This window comes from Stenotrophomonas sp. LARHCG68, assembly GCF_052871705.1.
In genome coordinates this window covers 920,038-935,494 of the sequence record NZ_JBIXJV010000001.1, presented here as the reverse complement: position 1 = coordinate 935,494, position 15,457 = coordinate 920,038, and the positions used below count along the sequence as shown (strand labels likewise).

14 protein-coding genes are annotated in these 15,457 nt (G+C 68.2%); 5 read left to right on the top strand and 9 right to left on the bottom strand.

Going from position 1 to position 15,457, the window contains the following annotated elements:
• Positions 1-25: 25 nt before the first annotated feature.
• On the bottom strand, positions 26-1,408 hold the full coding sequence (ffh, locus tag ACIPR8_RS03985) for a signal recognition particle protein (RefSeq protein WP_192287362.1): 1,383 nt from the start codon (positions 1,406-1,408) through the stop codon (positions 26-28).
• Positions 1,409-1,518: 110 nt separating this feature from the next.
• On the opposite strand from ffh, the gene ACIPR8_RS03980 reads away from it, so the two are divergent.
• Complete coding sequence (locus tag ACIPR8_RS03980) at positions 1,519-2,310, top strand: cytochrome C assembly family protein (protein ID WP_132865225.1); 792 nt, start codon at positions 1,519-1,521, stop codon at positions 2,308-2,310.
• Between the two features lie 108 nt (positions 2,311-2,418).
• On the opposite strand, the gene radA is transcribed toward ACIPR8_RS03980, so the two are convergent.
• From radA to hflK, 5 genes are all read right to left on the bottom strand, one after another.
• The gene (gene radA / locus ACIPR8_RS03975) at positions 2,419-3,804 is read right to left on the bottom strand and encodes a DNA repair protein RadA (RefSeq protein WP_132865226.1); all 1,386 of its coding nucleotides are present in this window, start codon (positions 3,802-3,804) and stop codon (positions 2,419-2,421) included.
• 74 nt (positions 3,805-3,878) lie between these two features.
• Positions 3,879-4,592 carry an AraC family transcriptional regulator gene (locus ACIPR8_RS03970; protein ID WP_132865227.1) on the bottom strand — a complete coding sequence of 238 codons (714 nt, stop codon included), beginning with the start codon at positions 4,590-4,592 and terminating at the stop codon, positions 3,879-3,881.
• Between the two features lie 408 nt (positions 4,593-5,000).
• Positions 5,001-6,293, bottom strand: a complete 1,293-nt coding sequence (locus ACIPR8_RS03965; RefSeq protein ID WP_446540211.1) for an adenylosuccinate synthase — start codon at positions 6,291-6,293, stop codon at positions 5,001-5,003.
• A gap of 352 nt (positions 6,294-6,645) precedes the next feature.
• Positions 6,646-7,509 carry a protease modulator HflC gene (gene hflC / locus ACIPR8_RS03960; protein WP_132865229.1) on the bottom strand — a complete coding sequence of 288 codons (864 nt, stop codon included), beginning with the start codon at positions 7,507-7,509 and terminating at the stop codon, positions 6,646-6,648.
• Positions 7,506-8,609: an FtsH protease activity modulator HflK gene (gene hflK / locus ACIPR8_RS03955; RefSeq protein ID WP_192287363.1), complete on the bottom strand. Its 1,104-nt coding sequence runs from the start codon at positions 8,607-8,609 to the stop codon at positions 7,506-7,508. Before hflK ends, hflC begins: the two co-directional genes overlap by 4 nt.
• 141 nt (positions 8,610-8,750) lie before the next feature.
• Between hflK and ACIPR8_RS03950 the strand changes: the two genes are divergently transcribed.
• Together ACIPR8_RS03950 and pilH are read left to right on the top strand one after the other, a co-directional pair.
• A complete protein-coding gene (locus ACIPR8_RS03950) occupies positions 8,751-9,746 on the top strand; it encodes a YhdH/YhfP family quinone oxidoreductase (protein ID WP_446540210.1) in 996 nt (331 codons plus the stop codon).
• A 92-nt stretch (positions 9,747-9,838) separates the two neighbouring features.
• On the top strand, positions 9,839-10,222 hold the full coding sequence (gene pilH / locus ACIPR8_RS03945; RefSeq protein WP_132865232.1) for a twitching motility response regulator PilH: 384 nt from the start codon (positions 9,839-9,841) through the stop codon (positions 10,220-10,222).
• Between the two features lie 75 nt (positions 10,223-10,297).
• Here pilH and ACIPR8_RS03940 read toward each other — a convergent pair whose 3' ends face one another.
• Together ACIPR8_RS03940 and ACIPR8_RS03935 are read right to left on the bottom strand one after the other, a co-directional pair.
• Complete coding sequence (locus ACIPR8_RS03940) at positions 10,298-11,194, bottom strand: DnaJ C-terminal domain-containing protein (RefSeq protein ID WP_446540209.1); 897 nt, start codon at positions 11,192-11,194, stop codon at positions 10,298-10,300.
• A 120-nt stretch (positions 11,195-11,314) separates the two neighbouring features.
• The gene (locus ACIPR8_RS03935) at positions 11,315-11,749 is read right to left on the bottom strand and encodes an Hsp20/alpha crystallin family protein (protein ID WP_446540208.1); all 435 of its coding nucleotides are present in this window, start codon (positions 11,747-11,749) and stop codon (positions 11,315-11,317) included.
• A gap of 150 nt (positions 11,750-11,899) precedes the next feature.
• Here ACIPR8_RS03935 and ACIPR8_RS03930 point away from each other — a divergent pair, with 150 nt between their 5' ends.
• Together ACIPR8_RS03930 and ACIPR8_RS03925 are read left to right on the top strand one after the other, a co-directional pair.
• A complete protein-coding gene (locus ACIPR8_RS03930) occupies positions 11,900-12,382 on the top strand; it encodes a peroxiredoxin (RefSeq protein WP_132865235.1) in 483 nt (160 codons plus the stop codon).
• A 27-nt stretch (positions 12,383-12,409) separates the two neighbouring features.
• Positions 12,410-12,988 (top strand): ferritin-like domain-containing protein, encoded by a 579-nt coding sequence (locus ACIPR8_RS03925; RefSeq protein ID WP_132865236.1) that lies wholly within the window; start codon positions 12,410-12,412, stop codon positions 12,986-12,988.
• A gap of 69 nt (positions 12,989-13,057) precedes the next feature.
• Here the strand turns inward: ACIPR8_RS03925 and pbpC are convergent, their stop codons facing one another.
• Positions 13,058-15,442 carry a penicillin-binding protein 1C gene (gene pbpC, locus ACIPR8_RS03920; protein ID WP_446540207.1) on the bottom strand — a complete coding sequence of 795 codons (2,385 nt, stop codon included), beginning with the start codon at positions 15,440-15,442 and terminating at the stop codon, positions 13,058-13,060.
• Between the last annotated feature and the right edge of the window lie 15 nt (positions 15,443-15,457).

Sequence of the window (15,457 nt, the reverse complement as noted above, 5' to 3'; positions counted from 1 at the left end):
GCGCCTCCAGCGCCGGCTTCACATTTCAGCGGAAAGGCAAGCCGCCCTTGCCACCGCCCATCGCGCCGAGCATGCCCTTCATGTTGCGCAGCATGCCCTTCATGCCGCCGCCGGCGAGCTTGCCCATCATCTTTTCCATCTGCATGTACTGCTTCATCAGCTTGTTGACGTCGGCCGGCTGGGTGCCGGAGCCGCGCGCGATGCGGGCACGACGCGAACCATTGAGCAGGCCCGGGTTGCGGCGCTCCTTCTTGGTCATCGAGTTGATGATGGCGATCATGCGCGGCACTTCCTTGCTCTGCGTGACCTGCTGCTTGAGGTGGTCCGGGATCTGGCCCAGGCCCGGCAGCTTGTCCATCAGGCCGCCGATGCCACCCATGTTCTGCATCTGCTCGAGCTGGTCGCGCATGTCGTTCAGGTCGAACTTCTTGCCCTTGGCGACCTTCTCGGCCAGCTTCTGCGCCTTGTCCTTGTCGACCTGCTGCTCGACCTGCTCCACCAGCGACAGCACGTCGCCCATGTCCAGGATGCGGCTGGCCACGCGCTCGGGGTGGAACACGTCCAGGCCATCGACCTTTTCACCGGTACCGGTGAACTTGATCGGCTTGCCGGTGATGTAGCGCACGCTCAGCGCGGCACCGCCACGGGCGTCGCCGTCGGTCTTGGTCAGCACCACGCCGGTCAGCGGCAGCGCCTCGCCGAAGGCCTTGGCGGTGTTGGCCGCGTCCTGGCCGGTCATCGAGTCGACCACGAACAGGGTCTCGACCGGGTTGATCGCCGCGTGCAGGGCCTTGATTTCGGCCATCATCGCTTCATCGATGGCCAGGCGGCCGGCGGTGTCCACCAGCAGCACGTCGACGAACGACTTGCGCGCGTCATCGATGGCAGCGCGCACGATGTCCACCGGCTTCTGGTCCGGGGCCGACGGGAAGAACAACACATCCACCTGCTGGGCCAGCGTCTTGAGCTGCTCGATCGCGGCCGGGCGGTAGACGTCGGCCGAGACCACCATCACCTTCTTCTTGCGCTTTTCCTTCAGGTGCTTGGCCAGCTTGCCGACCGTGGTGGTCTTGCCGGCGCCCTGCAGGCCCGCCATCAGGATGATGGCCGGCGCGGGGACATTGAGGTTCAGGTCGGTGGCCTGGGAGCCCATCACCGCGGTCAGCTCGTCGCGGACGACCTTGATCAGCGCCTGGCCGGGGGTCAGCGACTTGAGCACTTCCTGGCCGACCGCGCGCACCTTGATCTTCTCGACCAGGGCCTGCACCACCGGCAGGGCCACGTCGGCCTCCAGCAGCGCGATGCGGACTTCACGGGTGGCCTCGCGGATGTTCTCCTCGGTCAGGCGGCCGCGCCCACGCAGGCGCTCGATGGTGCCGGAAAGGCGCTGGGTCAGTGACTCGAACATGCGGTGCAACCTGCGGGAATCGTGGATACAGAGCCGCCAAGTATAGCGACCCGCCCGCGAGCCCGCCGGTTCACGTCGCCAGCGGCGGGTCCGTGTGCGAAACTGTGCCGATGACAATCGTTCTCATCGCCGCCGTCCTCTACCTGTTGGCAACGGCCCTGCTCGTGCGCGGACTGGCGATGGATCGCAACGCCCTGCCGCGCACCTGGCTGCTGCCGGCGGTCAGCGCCGTCGTCCTGCATGCCGGCTACCACCTGATGGTGGCGATGCAGACCAGCGGCGGTCCGGACATGCACTTCTTCGCGGCGCTGTCCCTGGTCGGGCTGGGCATGGCGGTGCTGACCACCCTGGTCGGCGCGCGCGGGCGCATGGCCGCACTGGGCGTGGTGGTGTTCCCGCTGGCCGCCATCGGCCTGCTCGCCTACCACGGCTACGGCCACGAACCGAGCAAGGTACTGGGCTGGCGCCTGGCCACCCACGCCTGGCTGGCACTGCTGGCCTACGCCACGCTGAGCGTGGCCGCGCTGCTGGCGATCATGCTGTGGCTGCAGGAGCGTGCCCTGCGCCGTCGCGATTTCCGCCCCTGGCTGCGCGCCCTGCCGCCGCTGGCGGACCTGGAAACCCTGCTGTTCCGCACGATCGCGGTGGGCTTCAGCCTGCTGACCCTGACCCTGGTCACCGGCGTGCTGTTCGTCGATGACCTGCTGGCGCAGAAGCTGGTGCACAAGACCGTGCTCAGCGTGCTGTCGTGGATAGTGTTCGGCACCCTGCTGATCGGCCGCCGCCGTTACGGCTGGCGCGGCAGCAAGGCCGTCCACTGGACCCTGAGCGCGATGGCGCTGCTGCTGCTGGCGTTCTTCGGCAGCCGCTTCGTGATCGAGCTGGTGTTGGGAAAGAACTAAACACGCCCGGTACTGCCGCGCCAGGCGCGGCAGCGGGATTCGGGCATCAGCAGGAATCGTCGGCAAGGCCCCGGCGGAGCATGGCTCCGCTCTACAGAGCGCTACGGATCATTCCGATGCCGCCTCCAGCGCCTCGGACAGCCGCTCCACCGCAATCACTTCCATGCCCTTCACCGAGCCGGTCTTTGGGGCATTGGCCTTGGGCACGATGGCGCGCTTGAAGCCGTGCGTGGCCGCCTCGCGCAGGCGATCCTCGCCGTTCGGTACCGGCCGGATCTCGCCGGACAGGCCGACCTCGCCGAAGGCGATGGTCTTCTCCGCCAGCGGCCGGTCCTGCAGCGAGGACAACACCGCCAGCAACACCGGCAGGTCGACCGCGGTTTCCTGCACGCGGATGCCACCGACCACGTTGACGAATACGTCCTGGTCGCCGACCAGCACCCCGCCGTGCCGGTGCAGCACGGCCAGCAGCATCGCCAGGCGGTTCTGCTCCAGCCCCACCGCGACGCGGCGCGGGTTGGACAGCGGCGAGGAATCCACCAGCGCCTGTACTTCCACCAGCAGGGGCCGCGTGCCCTCCCGGGTAACCATCACGCAGCTGCCCGGCTGGCGGGTGCTGCCACCGGACAGGAAGATCGCCGACGGGTTGGGCACTTCCTTCAGGCCCTTCTCGCCCATCGCGAACACGCCCAGTTCGTTGACCGCGCCAAAGCGGTTCTTGAACGCGCGCAGCACGCGGAAGCGGCTACCACTCTCGCCTTCGAAGTACAGCACCGCATCGACCATGTGCTCCAGCACGCGCGGGCCGGCGATGCCGCCTTCCTTGGTGACGTGCCCGACCAGGAACACCGCCGTGCCGGTTTCCTTGGCAAAGCGCACCAGCCGCGCCGCGCTTTCGCGCACCTGGCTGACCGAGCCGGGGGCAGCGGTCAGGGTTTCGGTCCACAGCGTCTGCACCGAATCGGCCACGATCAGCTTGGGCCGCGCCGAGGCCGCGTGCTGCAGGATGTTCTCCACGCCGGTCTCGGACAGCCCGTTGAGGCCCTCCAGCGGCAGCTCCAGCCGCACCGCACGGCCCGCCACCTGGGCCAGCGATTCCTCGCCGGTCACGTACAGCACCGGTAGTGTACTGGCCATCCTGGCTACCGCCTGCAGCAACAGCGTGGACTTGCCGATGCCGGGATCGCCGCCGACCAGGATCACCGCGCCTTCCACCAGCCCGCCGCCGAGCACCCGGTCGAACTCGCCGATGCCGGTGGACACGCGCTGGTGCTCGGTCTGCTGCACGTCCTTCAGCGCGGTGATCTTCGGCGCCTCGACCTTGCCTGCCCAGCCACTGCGGCGCGCGGCCGGCGACTTGGCGGCGGCCGCGCTCTCCAGCACGATCTCGCTCAGGACGTTCCACGCACCGCACTCGGTGCACTGGCCCTGCCATTTGCTGTACTCGGCACCGCATTCGGTGCAGACGTAGGCGCTGTTACGGGGCTTGGCCATGGAGGTTCCTGCGACGGGGGACCGCAGGATAGCCGAGGGTGGTCGCAGTGGCTGCGACCAGCACGGCCCCGGACTCAGTTCAGCAGCGCGCGCGCGGCGATCATCGCCCGGTACTGGCGCGGCGCCATGCCCACTTCGGCCTTGAACTTGCGGGTGAACGCGCTCTGGTCGCTGAAACCACAGGCCTGCCCGATGCTGGCCACGCTGTCCTCGCCGTGCAGCAGGTGCAATGCGATCTGGATGCGCAGCCGGGTCAGCACCTGCTGCGGGGTCATCTGGAACACCTTGCGGAACGAGCGCTCCAGCTTGGACAGCGAGAACCCGGTGATGTCCAGCAGGGTCTGCATGCGCACGTTCTCGGCGTAGTGCGTGTTGAGGTAATCCAGCGCCAGCCGCAACGGCTCGTACTGCGACTCCAGCCCGCCACGCTGGCCCAGGTCGCGCGAGATGCCGATCAGGCCCACCACCCTGCCATCCTCGATGATCGGCCGCTTGCAGGTCAGGCACCAGCCGGGCTGCTGGTTGGCGAACAACTGCAGCTCCATCACGTTCTCGATCACCTCCCCCCCCAGCACGCGCTGGTCCTGGGCCACGTAGGCCTCGCTCATGCCCACCGGGTACAGCTCATCGGCACGTCGCCCGATCACTTCGCTGCGCGACTTCACGCCGAGCCGCTGCATCATCGTCATGTTGACGTGCGTGTAGCGCCCGTCGGTGTCCTTGGCGAAGAACAGCACGCTGGGAATGGCGTCGAACAGGGCTTCGATTTCGGCAGGGTCAATACGCATCGGGACGACATGTGGCGTCGGAGAAAAGCCGACCGGGCATCCGATGATGCCTGATCCGGCATGGAATCCGCAGGGCCGAAAGACATTCCCGGCGGCGGGCGGGCAGACGGGCCGCCTCAGGCCACCCGTGTGGTCCCTGCAGGCAGGATCCAGCTCCAGGCGCATCGCGCCTTGATGGCATGAAATACCCCGGATGCCGGAACCGGCACAATCCAGGCACCCGAACTGGACTGGCCCTGCGGGAAGCACCCTGGCATCACCGGCCGCGGCACTGCCCAGTCCCCAGTCCCCAGGCCCATGCCCGCGGACGGCGACGCCCCATCCCATGACCATCCACCGCAAGGCTGCAAACACAAGGCCCCGCTTTCGCGGGGCCTTGGTTCACGCATCAAACGCGGTGACGGGCGATCAGCCCCACGGATCCTGCAGGACCATGGTGTGGTCGCGGTCCGGACCGGTCGACACGATCGAGATCGGGCAGCCTGCCAGTTCCTCCAGCGCGCGCAGGTAAGCGCGGGCGGCCGGCGGCAGCTTGTCCCACTCGGTGACGCCGTGGGTGTTCTCGCTCCAGCCCGGGAATTCCAGGTACACCGGGGTGCACTCTTCCCAGCCCTGCGCATCCAGCGGGGCGTACTCGGTACGCTTGCCACGGTATTCGTAGGCGATGCAGATCTTGAGCTTTTCCATGCCGTCGAGCACGTCCAGCTTGGTGATGCACAGGCCCGAGATGCCGTTGATGGCCACGGCGCGCTTGAGCGCGACGATGTCCATCCAGCCGCAGCGACGCGGACGGCCGGTCGAGGCACCGTACTCGGCGCCACGGTCGCGGATGCCCTGGCCGATCTCGTCGTCCAGTTCGGTCGGGAACGGACCGCCACCCACGCGCGTGGCGTAGGCCTTGGCGATGCCCAGCACGTAGTCGATCGCATCGGCGCCCACACCGGCACCGGCCAGCGCGCCGCCGACGGTGGTGTTGGAGCTGGTCACGTACGGGTAGGTGCCGTGGTCGATGTCCAGCAGCGCGCCCTGCGCGCCCTCGAACAGCACGCGCTTGCCCTGCTTGCGCAGGTCATGGCAGATGCCGGCCACGTCGGACTTCATCGGCTCGACGTACTCGCCGAAGGCCAGCGCTTCCCGGTAGACGGTGTCGAAGTCCACCGGTTCCACGCCCAGGTACTGGGTCAGCACGAAGTTGTGGTAGTCCAGCGCCGAACGCAGCTTCTCGGCCAGCTGTTCCGGGTAGTGCAGGTCGGCAACGCGGATGCCGCGGCGCGCCACCTTGTCTTCATAGGCCGGGCCGATGCCACGGCCGGTGGTGCCGATCGCCTTGCCGCCGGCGGCCTTTTCGCGGGCCTGATCCAGGGCGATGTGGTACGGCATGATCAGCGGCGCGGCCGGGGAGATCTTCAGGCGCGAACGCACTTCCACGCCGGCCGTTTCCAGCTCCTCGATTTCCTTGCGCAGGGCGGCCGGGGAAATCACCACGCCATTGCCGATCAGGCACAGCGCGTCATCGCGCAGGATGCCGGACGGAATCAGGTGCAGGACGGTCTTCTTGCCGTTGATGACCAGGGTGTGGCCGGCATTGTGGCCGCCCTGGAAACGGACCACTGCACCGATCTCCTCGGTCAGCAGATCGACGATCTTGCCCTTGCCTTCATCGCCCCACTGGGCGCCGAGAACAACAACTGATTGACCCATGACGGGTAACTCCTGAATTTGCTGCGGCCATCGGGGCCGCGGACGGGGCCGTGCGGAGCCAATGGTCAGCCACAGTGGTGCCCCATCGGGGAGCGCCGGCAAACGTCAAGGCCATACACGGAAAAAGCCGAACGGGACGCTCTGTGAGGAGCAGGCCCGACCGGCTTTTCTGGATTATCCGGGTTTTGCCTGACGGCTACCACCCCTGGCGGTGCATCCCATCGGCGGCAGTGGCCGGTCGTTCAGACCCGGCCCCGTGAACGCAGCCACCCTCCGCTACGTTGATGCCGGGCATGGCCCGGCGCTACAGGTATCTGGCAGCACCGGGCCGAGCCTGGTGCTGCCGCAAGGGTCAGCGGTCGTTCTTCAGGTACTGCAGGAACGGGTCGTTCTTGTCGAGCACGATCACGCCATTGCCGTCGGTCATCGAGCCGCGGTAGGCCTCCAGGCTGCGGTAGAACGAGTAGAACGCCGGGTCGGCCGAGCCGGCCTTGCCGTAGATGGCGGCGGCCTGGGCATCGCCCTCACCACGCAGCTGCTGCGCATCGCGCTCGGCCTCGGCCACGATCACGGTGCTCTCGCGGTCAGCCTGGGCGCGGATGGTCAGCGACTGCTCCTCGCCCTCGGCGCGCAGCTTGGCGGCCTCCTGCTTGCGCTGGGCGCGCATGCGCTCGTACACGTCGGTGATCACCTGGCTGTCGGTCGGCAGGTCGATCTGCTTGATGCGCAGGTCGATGATCTGCATGCCGAGCGGCTTGACCGCCTCGTTGATCGCCTTCAGCTGGCCGGCGATCAGCTCGCCGCGGTCACCGGACACCAGCGCCTGCAGGGTGCGCGAGTTGATCTGGTTGCGCAGCGAGTCGGTGATGATCGGCGCCAGGCGGGCATTGGCCACCTTGCCGTCACCGCCGGTGGAGCGGTAGTACGAACGCACGTCGGAGATGTAGCCGATGGCGAAGAAGTCGACGCTGACGTCCTTCTGCTCGGCGGTGAAGTAACGCGCCGGGGCGGTGTCCAGCACCTGGAAGCGGCGGTCGAACACGCGCACGGTTTCCACCAGCGGCACCTTGAAGTGCAGGCCCGGCTTGATGTCCGAACGCACCACCTTGCCCAGGTTCAGCACCATCGCTGTCTGGTCCTCGCGGACCACGTACACCGAGCCCAGCAGGCCCAGCAGCACCACGACCAGCAGGCCGATCACAAATGAATTCTTCATCGGCTGGCCTCCTCACGACTTGCCGAGCGCGAGACCGAACGGTCCGCGTTGCGAATGCTGTCGGTGGCCGACGGCAGGGCCGGCACGACCATGTCCGGGGTCAGCTGCGGGGCGTTGCCGGTGCCCTTGGCCGCATCGGCGGGCATCGGCACGTAGATCAGCTGGCGGCCATCGCCACCGATGACCTTGCGGTTCTCGGCCAGCACCTGCTGCACGGTTTCCAGCCACAGGCGCTTGCGGGTGACTTCCGGCGCGTTCTTGTACTCGGCCTGCAGCAGGGTGAAGCGGCGCGCGTCACCTTCGGCCTTGGCCACGGCGGCCTGCTTGTAGCCTTCGGCGGTGGTGCGGGCACGCGAGGCCTGGCCACGCGCCTCCGGCACGACCTTGGCCGCATAGGCCTGGGCTTCGTTGATCAGGCGTTCCTTGACCTGCTGGGCACCGTTGACCTCGTCGAAGGCCGGCTTCACTTCTTCCGGCGGACGGGCATCGGGCAGGGTCAGGCCGGTCACGCTCAGGCCGGTGTTGTAGGCCTTGAGCGAGGCCTGCAGGCGCTGCTCGGCCACCGAGGCCAGCGGACCGCGGTTGTTGAGCACGGTGTTCAGGTCGGCACGGCCCACCTGCTCGCGCACCGCGCTCTGCGCGGACTGCTCCAGCATCTGGTCGGCATCGACCGTACCGAACAGGTACTGGCGCGGGTCGTCCACGCGGTACTGCACGTTGACCGCCACGTTGACGATGTTCTCGTCGCGGGTCAGCACCGGCACGTTGCTGCTGAAGGTCTTGATCTGGGTCGCGTTGACCTTGACCACCGACTCGATCGGCCACGGCAGCTTGAAATTCGGGCCCGGCTGCAGGATGCGGGAGAACTGGCCGAAGCGCAGCACCACGCCACGCTGCTGTTCGCCGATCAGCTGGAAGCTGGAGAACAGCACCAGCAAGGCCACCACGATCAGTACCCAGCGCCAGATGCCGCCATCAAACAGGTCGCGCAACGGGCCGGGAATGTTGCCGCCCCATCCGTTGCCATTTCCGCCACGTGGCTTGCGCGGGCCGCGGTCGTCCGCGCCCCCACCATTGCCGCCGGGTGTATTCCAGGCCATGCATGCTCCATCTGTAAGGGCCGGGGTGCGGGAGTTCCCGCCGGACCCGGCCATCAATCGAATCCCGATTCTACTAGATGAGGCTGACCTGCCGTTTCGCAACCGCTATCTTGGACATCCCCCGTTCCAGTGCAGGCCGCCATGTCCGTTTCCACCCCGTTTTCCGCCTTCCGCATCCACAACGACGAGACGGGCTACCGCAGCGGCCTGGAGCCGCTGGCGCTGGACCAGCTCAGCCCCGGCGAGGTGGTGATCCGTGCCCGCTGGTCCTCGGTGAACTACAAGGACGCCCTGGCCGGCACCGGCAAGGGCAAGATCCTGCGCCACTTCCCGCTGGTCGGCGGCATCGACGTGGCCGGCGAGGTGGTGGCCTCGACCGACCCGGCCTTCCGCGAGGGCGACAAGGTGCTGACCACCGGCTGCGGCCTGAGCGAGACCCGCGACGGCGGCTACAGCCAGTACGTGCGACTGGAGTCCCGATGGGTGATCCCGCTGCCTGCCGGGCTGGACCTGCGTGAAGCCATGGTGCTGGGCACGGCCGGCTTCACCGCCGCGCTGGCGCTGTTCCGGATGACCGAGAACCGCCAATCCCCGGCGCTCGGCCCGCTGGCGGTGACCGGCGCCACCGGCGGGGTCGGCTCGCTGGCGGTGGACATCTTCAGCCGGGCCGGCTTCGAGGTGCATGCCGTCAGCGGCAAGGCCGAGGCGGCCGACTACCTGACCGCGATCGGTGCCAGCCAGGTACTGGGCCGCGATGCCTTGGCCACCACCCGGCCGATGGAATCGGCCCGCTTCGGCGGCGGGCTGGACAACGTCGGCGGGGCGATGCTGACCAGCCTGCTGGCCCAGACCAGCCCCTACGGTAACGTGGCCTCGGCCGGCCTGGCGGCCACCGCGGAGCTGGACATGACCGTGATGCCCTTCATCATCCGCGGCGTGTCCCTGCTGGGCGTGGCCTCGGCCGGCACCGCCCGGGACATCCGCGAGCAGGTCTGGGCCCTGCTGGGCGGGGACTGGAAGCCGCGCCACCTGGGCACCATCTGTACCCGTGAAGTGGGGCTTGGCGAACTGCCGGGTGTGTTCGATACGATGCTCGCCGGCAAGTCCTTCGGGCGCACGGTCGTAAGAATCGACTGACCGCCATCCTGACCCGGCCCGGACCCGGCGCTGGCGGCTTCACGCCGGGCCCGGGCCGGCACTACACTCGTCGCTGACTCTTGGGGAAGAACATGGCGCGCATCCTGATCGTTGACGATTCGCCGTCTCAGCTGATGGGCATCCAGCGCATCGTAGAGAAGCTGGGGCATGAGACCTTTACCGCCACCGATGGCGCTTCCGGGGTGGAAGCGGCCAAGTCGGTGCTGCCGGACCTGGTGCTGATGGACGTGGTGATGCCGAACCTCAACGGGTTCCAGGCCACCCGCACGCTCAAGCGCGAGGCCACCACCCAGCACATCCCGGTGATCCTGGTGACCACCAAGGACCAGGACACCGACCGTCTGTGGGGCATGCGCCAGGGCGCCAAGGCCTATATCACCAAGCCGTTCTCGGAAGAAGACCTGTCCGCGGTGATCGCGCAGGTGTTCAGCGCCGAGGCCCCGCCGGCCGGCTGACGCCGGAGGGCGGGAACGAAAAAGGCGAGCCGGGGAGCTCGCCTTTTTCGTGCTCGGGGACCGGACGCACCGGCCTCAACTGTCACCGAAGGCGTTCGCCAGTTCCTGGTAGGCCTTGCGCTGGGCCTCGGTCGTCGCCACCGGGGCCACCACCTCCAGTTCCACGATCTGGTCGCCGTCGGGCTTGCCCGGCAGGCCACGGCCGCGCAGGCGCAGCTTGCGGCCACTGTCCGAATCGGCCGGCACCTTCAGTTCCACCGCCCCGCCCAGGGTCGGCACGCTGATGCTGGTGCCCAGCGCCGCCTGCCACGGCGTGACCTGCAGGGTGTACAGGATGTTGCGCCCGTCCACCTCGAACTGCGGGTGCGAGGCGTATTCCACCTCCAGCATCAGGTTGCCGCCCCCGCTGCCCTGCCCGCCCAGCCGGATCACCTGGCCCGGGCGGATGCCCTTGGGCACGCGCACGTCGAGCTGGCGACCATCGACGGTGATGCGCAGGCTGTCGCCGCTGTACGCCGCCTCCAGCGGCACCGACAGCTTGGCGCGGGTGTCGCGCATCTGTTGCGGCCCGGCGCCGCCAAACCCGGGACGACCACGCGGCCCCGCCCCGCCGGCACCGCGCTGGCGCGCGAACAGGCTTTCGAAGAAATCGCTGAAGCCGCCGCCGGCACCGCCACCGCCGAACACCTCCTCGAAATCAAACCCCTGGCCGCCGCCGAAGTTGGGCGGTGCCTGGAATTCCTCGCCCGGGCGGTAGCCCTGCGCGCGCAGCTGGTCATAGGCCTGGCGCTTCTGCGGATCGCGCAGCGCCTCGTAGGCCTCATTGACCGCCTTGAACTTCTCCTCCGCACCGGCTTCCTTGCTGACGTCGGGGTGGTACTTGCGCGCCAGACGCCGGTAGGCGGTCTTGATCTCGGCATCGCCGGCGGTGGGCTCCACGCCCAGCGTTGCGTAGTAATCCTTGAATTCCATCCATACACCTCTGCAAAAAAGTCAGGCCCGCCACCTTTCGGCAACGGGCCGTCATGCAACCGGCAACCGCCGTGGCCGCCATTCTACCGGGCCACGGCGCTCGTGCTGGTGGAGGCGCACTCACACGGCCGGGGAAGCGGCCTGGACCTGGATGCGGCGCGGTGCCGGTTCCTCGCGCTTGGGGATGCGGATCTCCAGCACGCCGTTCTGGCTGCGGGCGGCGATGCCCTCGGCGTTGGCGCTGTCCGGCAGGGCGAAGCGGCGATTGAACGCGCCATGGCGTCGCTCGCTGCGCGAGAAGCGGCCTTCCCCGGCGGCGGCCGGTGCGCTGCGCTCACCACGGATCTCCAGCACGCCCTTGTCCATCTGCACCTCGATGCTGGACGGCTCCACGCCGGGGAGGTCGGCCAACAGCACGAACTGCATCGGCTCCTCGCGGATGTCCACCGCCGGCGCCCAGCCCTGCGGCGAGGTGGCGGGGGTTTCCAGCAACGGGCCCAGCAGATTGCGGATTTCGGACTGCGTCGGCCACTGGCGGTAACGTACGATGCTCATCATGTCCTCCTGAAATGTGGGGGCCCGGACTGCCGGAATGGCGATGCCGTTCCCATGCCCACGAGGTGTTGCGTGAAAGCCGTGTTTTCAAGCTTTTGACGCTGCACTTCCAATCGATCACTAAACTGACATTCAGCACAGGAGTTACTGATGTCCATCCAAGTCGGCGACCGCATTCCCGAAGTCATCCTCAAGCGCCTGCGCGAGGGCCTGGAAACGGTGGATACCCACACCCTGTTCGACGGCCGCAAGGTGGTGCTGTTCGCCGTCCCCGGCGCGTTCACCCCGACCTGCTCGGCCCGCCACCTGCCCGGTTACGTGGAGCACTTCGATGATTTCCGCAGCCGCGGCATCGAGGTGTTCTGCATGGCGGTCAATGATCCATTCGTGATGCAGGCCTGGGCCCGAAGCCAATCGGTGCCCGATGGCCTGCAGATGCTGTCCGACGGCAACGGCGAGTTCACCCGTGCGCTGGGGCTGGAGATGGACGCAAGCAGTTCCGGCATGGGCATGCGCTCGCGCCGGTTCGCGCTGTACGTGGAAGATGGCGTGGTACGCGGCAGCTATGTCGAGGAACCCGGCCAGTTCGAGGTGTCCTCCGCCGAGTACGTGCTCGCCCATCTGCCGGAGTAGTTTCCCCAACAGAAGGAAAGGCCAGCCATGAGCAAGCAGCCCGCCGCGAAGCCGAGCAAGCCCACCGCCCCGACGCCCGGCTTCACCGACCGCAAGACCCTGCGGGCCAACGCGCGCAAACGCATGGAAGACGGTGCGGTGACGCCCAGCTACAGCGCCGACCGCACCACGGTGATCAAGCTGCTCAACGATGCGCTGGCCACCGAATGGGTCTGCGTGCTGCGCTACTACCGGCATTACTACATGGCCAAGGGGATGCTGGCCGACACGGTGAAGGCCGAGTTCCTGGAACACGCCCAGCAGGAGCAGGCGCATGCGGACCTGCTGTCCAACCGCATCGTGCAACTGGGCGGTGCACCGGACCTCAACCCGGACACCCTCACCGCGCGCTCCCACGCCGAGTACAAGGAAGGCGGCAACCTGCGCGACATGGTCCGCGAGAACCTCATCGCCGAGCGCATCGCCATCGACAGCTATCGCGAGATGATCAACTTCATCGGCGACAAGGACACCACCACCAAGCGCATCCTGGAGCAGATCCTGGCGCAGGAGGAGGACCATGCCGATGACTTCGCCGACATGCTGGACGGCTGGATCGGCGAATAACCTCGGCAGCAGCGGCCTCGCTTGCCACGTCATGACCGCCTGGCGGTCCGGGACTTCGGCTCCTGCCGGCTAGTGGACGACGCGGAAGCGCACGCGTGCCCAGCTGCCGTCGTCCGACAGGGCGGTGAGCGTGTGTTCGCCGGCGTCCTCGAAGTCGTGCATGAACACCCGCGCGCCCTGGGTCTGGGCAATCCAGCGGCCATCGAGCAGCCATTGGACGGTGGCATCGCTTCCCAGTGCGCGCAGCTGCAGGCGCGGACCATGCGTGGCACCCGGTGGCCGGGCCAGCGTGGACTGGTCATTCAGGCCGTCGATATGCAGTACGCCACGCGATTGGCGGCCATCGTCCGGGCAATCGGCCGCGAGCACCGGCAACTGCTGTGCCTGCCGTTGCACGGTCGACAACCACGGTGAAGCCAGTGCCGGCCAACGGGCGATCTCGCGTTGCTCACGGGCCGGATGGCCGTCGCAGTCCACCGATACCCGCTGCCCGGTCACTGCATCCACCTCGAAGCGCAGGCGACCGGATTGCCACAGGCGGGCGTCGCGTTCGGCGAAGGTGGGCGGCACCACGCCGTCGAGCACCATCGCCGGGAACCGCCGGTGACACATCGATGGCGGGGTCTGCTCGGCGGTGATGCCCAACGGCCAGCAGATGTCCATTTCAGTGACGCTGGCCGGTGCCGTCCGGGTGGCGTTGTCGCCCGGTTGGCGCGGCAGGCTGTCGATGACCTCGAACATCAGCGGCAGCGCGGTGACCGCTCCGTACTGGCCGGGCAGCGGGGTGCCGTCGGGCCGGCCGACCCACACCCCCACGGTGTACTGGCGGGTACCGCCGATGGCCCAGGCATCGCGGTAACCAAAGCTGGTGCCGGTCTTCCATGCCACGCGCGGGCGGCCGCCGGTGTCGAAGGTGCCCACGCCGTACCCCGGGCGCGGGTTGGATTCGAGGATGTCACGCACGATCCACGCCGCGCCTTCGGACATCATCCGCCGCTCGAGCCGGGGATCGTCCGGCGTGTAACGCACGCGCCCGGCGATGCCACCGCGGTTGAACGCCGAGAAGGCTCCGACCAGCCCCTCCAGCTGGGCACCGGTGCCGCCCAGGATCACGGCCAGGTTCGGCTTGGCCCCATGCGGGAAGCGCAGCGTGACCCCGCCGTTGGCGAGCCGGGCGGTGAAGCGCGCCGGGCCGACACGGTCGAGCAGGTCCACCGAGGGCACGTTCAACGACAGGCGCAATGCACTGGCCGCGCCAATGGGGCCATTGAACGCGGCATCGAAGTTGCCCGGGCGATAGCCGCCGAAACTCTGCGGCGCATCCACCAACAGGCTCTCGGAGTGGATCAGGCCATCGTCCAGCGCCATGCCGTACAGGAACGGCTTGAGCGTGGAGCCGGGGGAGCGCCAGGCCTGCACCATGTCCACGTGCCCCAGCCGCGCCTTGTCACCGAACGCGACCGAGCCCACGTAGGCACGGGCCTCCAGCGTGGTGTTGTCCATCACCAGCAGCGCGGCGGAGGTGCGCTCGGGCAGCTGCGAGAAGTACGCTGCCACGCGTTCCTCCAGCGTGCGCTGCAGGCCGGCGTCGAGCGTGGTCTGGATATGCGCGGCGCGCGGTTGCGCCGCATGCAGGCGCTGGGCCAGCAGCGCCGCGTACAGCGGCTGCTTCAGCGAGCGCGCAACGACCGGCTCGATGCGCGCATCGGCGACCTCGTCGGCCGACCACGCGCCGAGTTCGGCCATGCGCGCCAGCACCTTGTCGCGGGCCCGTCTCGCGGCCTCGGGATGGCGGTCCGGACGCAGCCGGCTCGGTGACTGCGGCAGCACGGCCAGCAGTGCGGCCTCGGCCTGGGACAGGTGCGCGGCGGACTTGCCCAGGTAGGCCCAGCTGGCCGCCTCGACGCCTTCGATGGTGCCGCCGTAGGGCGCGCGCTCCAGGTACAGGTCGAGGATCTCGGCCTTGCTCAGGTGCACCTCCAGCTGCACCGCACGCAACAGCTGCTTGAGCTTGCCCCATGGCGTGCGCGTATGCGGGTCGAGGATGCGCGCGACCTGCATGGTCAGCGTCGAACCGCCGGAGACGATGCGCCGCTCCAGCACCATCTGCCTGGCCGCACGCAGCAGCGCCCAGGGGTTGATGCCCGGATGCCGCCAGAACCAGCGGTCCTCGTAAGTCAGCAACGCCTGCAGGTAAAGCGGCGAAACCGTCTTCGCGCCGGCCGGATAGCGCCAGACGCCTTCGGCATCGGCGAAGGCACGCAGCGGCGTGCCGTCGGCGGCGACGACCAGCGTACTGGTCTCCCGCGACCGCGGCAGTGGTGGCGGGAAGGCCAGGTCCAGCACCAGCAGCAACGCCAGCAATGTGGCGGTGCCCCAGCGCAGCAGGCGCAGGGTGCGGGGAGAGCGCAGGCGCTTGCCAAGCTGCTTCAGGCGCGGGAAGCGCGTGTTCACTGGTGCGTGTTCTTC

Coding starts and splice junctions, on each gene's coding strand:
- ACIPR8_RS03970 (WP_132865227.1), bottom strand. CDS start 4,592: ATGCGTATTGACCCTGCCGAAATCGAAGCCCTGTTCGACGCCATTCCC.
- pilH (WP_132865232.1), top strand. CDS start 9,839: ATGGCGCGCATCCTGATCGTTGACGATTCGCCGTCTCAGCTGATGGGC.
- ACIPR8_RS03930 (WP_132865235.1), top strand. CDS start 11,900: ATGTCCATCCAAGTCGGCGACCGCATTCCCGAAGTCATCCTCAAGCGC.
- ACIPR8_RS03925 (WP_132865236.1), top strand. CDS start 12,410: ATGAGCAAGCAGCCCGCCGCGAAGCCGAGCAAGCCCACCGCCCCGACG.
- ffh (WP_192287362.1), bottom strand. CDS start 1,408: ATGTTCGAGTCACTGACCCAGCGCCTTTCCGGCACCATCGAGCGCCTG.
- ACIPR8_RS03935 (WP_446540208.1), bottom strand. CDS start 11,749: ATGAGCATCGTACGTTACCGCCAGTGGCCGACGCAGTCCGAAATCCGC.
- ACIPR8_RS03965 (WP_446540211.1), bottom strand. CDS start 6,293: ATGGGTCAATCAGTTGTTGTTCTCGGCGCCCAGTGGGGCGATGAAGGC.
- hflC (WP_132865229.1), bottom strand. CDS start 7,509: ATGAAGAATTCATTTGTGATCGGCCTGCTGGTCGTGGTGCTGCTGGGC.
- hflK (WP_192287363.1), bottom strand. CDS start 8,609: ATGGCCTGGAATACACCCGGCGGCAATGGTGGGGGCGCGGACGACCGC.
- ACIPR8_RS03940 (WP_446540209.1), bottom strand. CDS start 11,194: ATGGAATTCAAGGATTACTACGCAACGCTGGGCGTGGAGCCCACCGCC.
- ACIPR8_RS03950 (WP_446540210.1), top strand. CDS start 8,751: ATGTCCGTTTCCACCCCGTTTTCCGCCTTCCGCATCCACAACGACGAG.
- ACIPR8_RS03980 (WP_132865225.1), top strand. CDS start 1,519: ATGACAATCGTTCTCATCGCCGCCGTCCTCTACCTGTTGGCAACGGCC.
- radA (WP_132865226.1), bottom strand. CDS start 3,804: ATGGCCAAGCCCCGTAACAGCGCCTACGTCTGCACCGAATGCGGTGCC.